The sequence below is a fragment of the Pirellulales bacterium genome, from assembly GCA_035533075.1.
In the GTDB taxonomy this organism is placed as follows: domain Bacteria; phylum Planctomycetota; class Planctomycetia; order Pirellulales; family JAICIG01; genus DASSFG01.
The window spans coordinates 81,366-88,004 of sequence record DATLUO010000088.1; the positions used below are offsets into that span (position 1 = coordinate 81,366).

Genomic DNA, 6,639 nt, shown 5'->3' on the forward strand with positions numbered 1-6,639 from the left:
ATCCAGCCACTTGACAAATGAACCAGATGTCAGTATACATACAAATATAACTGTACTATGTTTACAATGTTCACGTTAGAAGGAGTCGAGTCATGTCCGAAACATGCGATCTGGTGGTGTTGGCGTTGGATCACATTCGTCGCGACGGCGGGACGCAGGTCCGCGAGGCGATCGACGACGATGTCGTCGGCGAATACGCGGCGCTGATGGACAATCAGGTCCACTTGCCGCCGCTGTGGGTCTTTCACGACGGCGAGAACTACTGGTTGGTCGACGGTTTCCACCGCTGGCACGCGCTGAAGAAGAACCGCCGCACCGAGGCGCTGTGCCACGTCTACCGCGGTTCCCACCGCGATGCCCTGCTGGCGGCGGTGCGTTCCAATCACGCGCACGGGCTGCGCCGCACCAATGCCGACAAACGCCGGGCCGTCGAAATCCTGCTCGGCGACCCGGAGTGGTGCGAGAAGGGCGACCGCTGGATTGCCGAAATGTGCGGCGTCAGCCACCCGTTTGTGTCGTCAATTCGATGTCAGGTGGTAACCGTTACCACGTCTCAAAAGGGGGGTGACGCTCGATCGGCCGTCCGGCAAGGCAAGGACGGCAAGTTTTATCCGCAACGGGCCGTCAACCGTCAGCAAGCGGACGACGCCGATACCGCGCTGGATCGCGTGGAGGCGGCTTTGCACTCGGCCGTGGCTTTCGAGGCCTGTCGGGCGCGTCTCAACGACGCGTCGCGGGCCGGTGAAAAGCTGGCCCGCGGCCCCGGCGGCGGCTATTTCGACCTTCAGCTTGCGCTGTATCAGGATTATTTGCAGCGGACGCTGCGACTGCTCGACGACGCCAAGCCCCGTGCCCGTTGCGGCCAGTGTGGCGGAGCGGGATGCCCGGCGTGCTTCGAGCTGGGTTACGTCTGCGCCGCATCGGGTTAGCCAGAGGTCGTCAGGAAAGAGCGGGGCCGGCCCGCGTCTCTCGAAGAATGCCGATGAACTGGCCGGCCAGACTCTCGATGCGCTGGAAGTCGCCCGCCGCGATCGCCTTGGCTTCGACCAGCGAGCTGCCCACGCCCAACGCGCAGGCGCCGGCCCGCAGATACTCGGCCGCCGTCTCCAGGGTGACGCCGCCGGTGGGCATCAGCCGCACGTGCGGAAGCGGCGCCCGCACCGCCTTCAAATAAGCGGGTCCGGTGACCTCCGAAGGAAACACCTTGACGATGTCGGCGCCGGCCTCCCAGGCCGCCAGGATTTCCGTCGGCGTCAGCGCACCGGGCAGGCCGAGCTTGCTGTACCGGCGGCAGCAGGCAATCACTTCGCGGCTGACGACGGGCGAAACGATGAACTCCGCGCCGGACAAAATGGCGATGCGGGCAGTCTCCGCGTCGAGCACCGTCCCGGCACCCAGCAGAATGCGGTCGCCCAGCCGGGCCGCGACCTGTTCCAATACCTGGTGGGCGCGCGGCACCGTGAAGGTGATCTCCATCACCGTCACGCCGCCGGCCAGCAGCGCCTCGGCAACCTCCACCAACCGGCCGGCGTCGGGCGAGCGAATGATCGCCACCACCCCGCCCTCCAACATCCGCTCAAGAGAACCTGGTCGCTTCATAAGACTCAACGAATTCTGATGACGCAGCTACTCGGTCGACTTTTCCTGCTCCGCTACGTCTTGCTGCTTGGCCGCCCAGAATTGCTGCAGGTCGCCAAACGTGCGCATCGGCGCCTTCCCCTCGAGCATCGCCTGACTGAGCGGCTTCTGCGGCCGCGGCTTGCCCTTGGGCTTCGGAGGCGGCTTGTCGGGCAGCTTCGTCGCGGGCGGCCGCGAGGGACGGCCGTGCGGCCGCTGATGTGCCGGCGGCGTGCGCGGGCCGCCTTCGCCGGCGGGTTTGCCCACCGGCGCCTGAGAACGGGCGGCGGGCCTGGCGTCGGTGCGGCGCTGTTCGGGCTGCCGGCGTGTGCCCGGCTTGATCATCGTCAGCGATACGCGGCGCCGCTGCTTGTCGACCTCCAGCACCCAGACGTGTACGATGTCGCCCACCGCCACCACCTCGTGCGGATCTTGCACGTAGCGGTTGGCAAGCTGGCTGATGTGGACCAGCCCCGTGTCTTTCAGGCCGATGTCGACAAAGGCGCCGAAATCGACCACGTTGAGCACCGTGCCCGCCAATTCCATGCCCGGCGTCAGGTCGTCGATCTTCAGGATGCCGCGTTTGAAGATCGGCTGCGGCAGCGACTCGCGCGGGTCGCGACCGGGCCGCGAGAGCTGTGAAACGATGTCGCTCAAGGTCAGCGTGCCCACGTTGAGCTGCGAAGCAAGCTGTTCCAGCGGAACGGCCGTCAGGCGCTCGGCCAATCGGGCGGCGCCCTCTTTATCTTTCAGGTCGTCGGCGCTCGCTTCGAGCCTTTGCAGAATCTGCTCGGCCACCGGGTAGCTTTCCGGGTGGATCCACGTGGCGTCCAGCGCGTTCAGTCCGCCGACAATTTTCAAGAAGCCGGCCGCTTGCACGAAGGTGGCCTCGCCGAAGCCTTGCACCGACTTCAGCTCCTCGCGGCTCTTGAAGGGGCCGTTGGCGATGCGATAGTCGTACACCCGCTGGGCCGTGAGTTGGTTCAGCCCCGACACATACCGCAGCAAGGCCGGGCTGGCCGAGTTGAGGTCGACGCCGACATAGTTCACGCACGAAGAGACGACGGCATCCAGCGAGTCGCGCAGGTGCTTGGCCTTGATGTCGTGCTGATACATGCCCACGCCGATATTGGCCGGGTCGATCTTGACCAGCTCGCTCAACGGATCCTGCAAGCGACGGCCGATGGAAACACCGCCGCGCACGGTGGCGTCGTATTGAGGCAACTCTTCGCGTCCCAGGCGACTGGTCGAATAGACGCTGGCCCCCGCCTCGTTCACGATCACATAGGAGACGCCGAGATCGACCAGGTCGGTGGCCAGCAGATCGCTCACCCATTGCTCGGCGGCGCGGCATCCCGTTCCGTTGCCGACGGCCACCACCGTGAGCTGATGCTGCCGCACCATCTCTGCCGCCTTGCGTTTGCCCTCGCCACGCCGCTCTTCGGAACCGACCATGTGCGCCACCGAGTGTTCCAGCAGGTTGCCGAACTCGTCGAGCGCCACCAGCTTGCAACCGCTCTTGAAGCCGGGATCGATGGCCAGCACACGGCGGTCGCGCACGGGCGGCTGCAACAGCAGATTGCGCAGGTTCCGGGCGAAGACCTCGACGGCGTGCGTCTCGGCACGATCGGTCAGCTCTCTGCGGACGTCTCGCTCCAGGCCGGGCAACACCAGCCGCGTGAGCGCATCGCGGCCGCAACCGCGGAGAAAATCGGCGTGCGGATGTTCCGGCGAGACCAACAAATCGTCGATCACGCGGTCCATGGCTTCGAGATCGACGTCGATCCGCACTCGCAGCACCCGCGCTCGCTCGCCGCGATTGATGGCCAGCACGCGGTGGGGCGGCACGTTGCCGATTGATTCGCTGTACTGAAAATAGTCGCGGAACGCCTTGTCGAAGTCCTTCTCCTTTTTGGTTTTGGCAACCTGCTTCGGCCTGGGGCGCTTCGGTTTCTTGGCCTTGGGCGCCGTCGTCCCGCTGCCGGCAGGCTGCCCATCGCCGGGGGATGGCGCGGTGCTTGCGGCCGGTTCAACCGTGGCTGTGGGGCCGGCGGTCTCGCTGGCTTCGACGGTTGACGTGGATTCGACGCTCGCACGGGGCTCGGAGGGCCTCGTTGGCTCGACGCACGCTGGTTCGCTTGCGGCGGCGGCCGAACCGCTCGTCGCCGGTTCTGCAACCGCCGTCCGTTTGACCTCGATGAACTGCGATTCGTCGGGGAAAAGAGGCAACACCTCCGGTGCTTGCACGGCCTCAGCCGGGAGCGACCGATCGTCGGCGGCGGGTGCCGATCGCTCCGGGGACGCAGCCGCATTACCCGCCGGCTCTCGTTCCGACGACTTGTCTTTGGTCTTGGTTTCGCTTTCCAACCGCGTCGAGACCAGCTTGCCGCTGCGTTCGAGAATGACCCGCAGCTTGCCGCGGAAGTCGGCCCTTTCGCTGAACCACTCGGCGAGGATATGTCCGGCGCCCAGCAGGGCATCCGCCGCCGTGGCCACCTTGCGATCGGTGTTGACGAAATCGTTTGCCCGTGCGTCAAGATCGGCGCAGGCCGGACTGGCGTTCAGAATCTCGTCGGCCAGCGGCTCCAGACCGCGCTCGCGGGCGGTGGTGGCCAGCGTCTGCTTTTTAGGCTTGTAGGGAAGATAGAGGTCTTCGAGACGCTTGGCGGTGTCGGCGGCGGCGACCGCGGCCGACAGTTCCGGCGTGAGTTTGCCTTGCGAGTCGATCGACCGCAGGATCGTTTGCTTGCGTTCGGTCAACAGGCGCAGCTTGACCACGCGCGACTGCACTTGGCGAATCTGCTCTTCATCCATCCCGCCGGTCTGGTCTTTGCGATACCGGGTGATGAACGGCACGGTATTGCCGGCGTCGAGCAACTCGACGACCGTGTTGACCCGCGTGGCCGCCAGACCCAGTGTTTGAGAGACCTGCCCCAGGTCGATCGCAGTCGTAGTCGCCATACAGGCTGTCAGAAAAAGGGAGCGGAGTTCCTGTCTCGAGGAACCGCGGCGCCGAGAATCAAGAATGAAGTCGTTTTGGCAATCTAGGAACTCGCTCATCGGCTGTCAAGCTGCCTACTCGTGCCGCAAGGCCTCCGTGGGCATGAGCGCGGCCGCGCGCCAGGCGGGGTACAGCCCGCCGAACAATCCGACAAACACGGCGATGGAAACGCCTTGCGCGACGGTCGCCAAATGCACCTCGCCGCTGACCACCCGCGCATAAAGCGGCATTCTGCTCAAAGCGACGGTCGCGGCGACAGCCACAACGGTACCGACAACCGCTCCGGCCAGCGACAGCAACAGCGATTCGCCCAGGATCATGCGCATCACGCGCGATCTTCGCCAGCCCACCGCCCGCAGGACGCCGATCTCGTGAACGCGCTCGAATACCGACATGACCATCGTGTTCAGCGTACCGATGGCGCCCACGACGAACGCCACGGCGCTGGTCAGCCACGCGGCTGAGCGGGCCAGCCGCAGTTCGATGGCCGTGTCGGCGTAATCGCGTCCCGACATGGCGTCGAGGCCCGGCGCGAGGCTCTTGATTCGCTCGCGCAGGGCTTCAACGGAGGCCCGGTCTTTGTCGACGGCCGTAACCATGAAGAAGGTGATGTCGCCCTGGCGACCCAGGAGCTTCTGCATTTCGTCGAGCGCCATGACCAGCGAGCCGTTCTCAAAAACATTATGGCTCTGATAGATGCCGACGACCGTGAAGCTTTGTCCGGAGATGACTTCGACCTCGTCGCCCACCTGTTTGTTCAGGCTTTTGGCCAGCACGCTGCCGAGCATGACCGCGTGGCGATCGCCCGGTTCGATCCGCCGGCCGGCGACCACTTGCATCTGATCGAAATAAGAACTGTCGGCGGGCCAGCCGTTGACGGTCACGCCGAACAGGTCGTGCTCTTCGAAGGAGACGACGTCCATTAGCCCCGGCACCGCCGATTCCACGTTCGGCAGTTGGGCGATGCGGCCGGCCAGGCGCATGTCGAGCGAACTGGTGATCCGCTGCGCCACGCCGGCGCGGAACACGACCAGATCGGCGCCGTGCTGTTCGTAGACCTTCAACAGCTCGGTCTCAAAACCTTTGGAGATGCCGACCAGCGTCACCACGGCGGCCACGGCCACGGCGATGCCCGAAGCCGTCAGTCCCGATCGGGCCGGCCGGCGACGGATGTTTTTCAAGATGAAGCTGAAAAAGTGCATGGACTCATCCAGTGCGTCGGGAATCCAGGATGAGCTTCATTCCTCGCGGGCTTGCCGAATCATGACGTGATTCTCCGTCGCTCGCGCAAGGGAGTCAATCGCGGTTTTGAGCACTGCGGGGAGCTCGGACCCGCTGAAATGGCGCGATGCCGCCGGTCGGCTAGTGACTTAGCCAACTCCCTATGGAACAATGATGTCGGGCAGGCGATTCATGGCAGTCCATTTTCGGGCCGCGACAATCATGCTCGACCTCGTCGTTTTCATTCTTCAGATCGCGATTGTCGCCGGCGTTGTGGTGTTTGCTGGTGTGGTGGGCAATGTCGCGGCGGTAATCTGTTGCCGCTCGGCGGAATTAGCGCTGAGCCAAGCATCGGTCAGCTCATCGAGCGCCGTTTCTTCCCATACGATGGTCATTCGAGGCCGCGCAGGCGTTCCAGCACTTGCTCGGTGGTGTACCACTTGTCGGATGCCTCGCGCCGTTCGATCTCATTTTCGCTGATCGGCGGTTCGGTCAAATCATATTCGTGCAAGCTCGGCATCGGCACGACTTGTGCCAAAACGCGGCCGCTATCGTCGCACAATTCCAGCGGTTGTGAGAGGTTGCCGAGTTTATGAAGCAATGCGGCATCTACGACAACTCTAGTCATGGCCAATCTCCGACGCGTTTTCTCAAGTCGCCTAGCCCGGATTATTCATGAGATGGTCGCCGCGTAGCGGCGACGGCGTGATTGCGGCGCGAAGGCGGCTCGGTGGCCGTCGGGGTGGCGATGGGCCGACAGTGCCCCCTTTCCCCCAGCTCGAAATTGGCGAACCGGCAGG

The 6,639-nt window shown here is 64.4% G+C and carries 6 protein-coding genes; 1 reads left to right on the forward strand and 5 read right to left on the reverse strand.

What is annotated here, in order from left to right; translation table 11 throughout:
• Positions 1 to 92 precede the first annotated feature (92 nt).
• Entirely contained in the window at positions 93 to 929 is an 837-nt protein-coding gene (locus VNH11_11970; protein HVA47075.1) for a hypothetical protein, read from the forward strand.
• A 10-nt stretch (positions 930 to 939) separates the two neighbouring features.
• Here the strand turns inward: VNH11_11970 and eda are convergent, their stop codons facing one another.
• The 5 genes from eda to VNH11_11995 form a co-directional block, all read right to left on the reverse strand.
• The gene (gene eda, locus VNH11_11975; GenBank protein ID HVA47076.1) at positions 940 to 1,599 is read right to left on the reverse strand and encodes a bifunctional 4-hydroxy-2-oxoglutarate aldolase/2-dehydro-3-deoxy-phosphogluconate aldolase; all 660 of its coding nucleotides are present in this window, start codon (positions 1,597 to 1,599) and stop codon (positions 940 to 942) included.
• A 27-nt stretch (positions 1,600 to 1,626) separates the two neighbouring features.
• On the reverse strand, positions 1,627 to 4,578 hold the full coding sequence (locus tag VNH11_11980) for a Tex-like N-terminal domain-containing protein (GenBank protein ID HVA47077.1): 2,952 nt from the start codon (positions 4,576 to 4,578) through the stop codon (positions 1,627 to 1,629).
• Between the two features lie 114 nt (positions 4,579 to 4,692).
• On the reverse strand, positions 4,693 to 5,820 hold the full coding sequence (locus VNH11_11985) for an ABC transporter permease (protein ID HVA47078.1): 1,128 nt from the start codon (positions 5,818 to 5,820) through the stop codon (positions 4,693 to 4,695).
• 267 nt (positions 5,821 to 6,087) lie between these two features.
• The gene (locus VNH11_11990; protein ID HVA47079.1) at positions 6,088 to 6,234 is read right to left on the reverse strand and encodes a hypothetical protein; all 147 of its coding nucleotides are present in this window, start codon (positions 6,232 to 6,234) and stop codon (positions 6,088 to 6,090) included.
• Entirely contained in the window at positions 6,231 to 6,467 is a 237-nt protein-coding gene (locus VNH11_11995) for a hypothetical protein (GenBank protein HVA47080.1), read from the reverse strand. Before VNH11_11995 ends, VNH11_11990 begins: the two co-directional genes overlap by 4 nt.
• Positions 6,468 to 6,639: the final 172 nt, after the last annotated feature.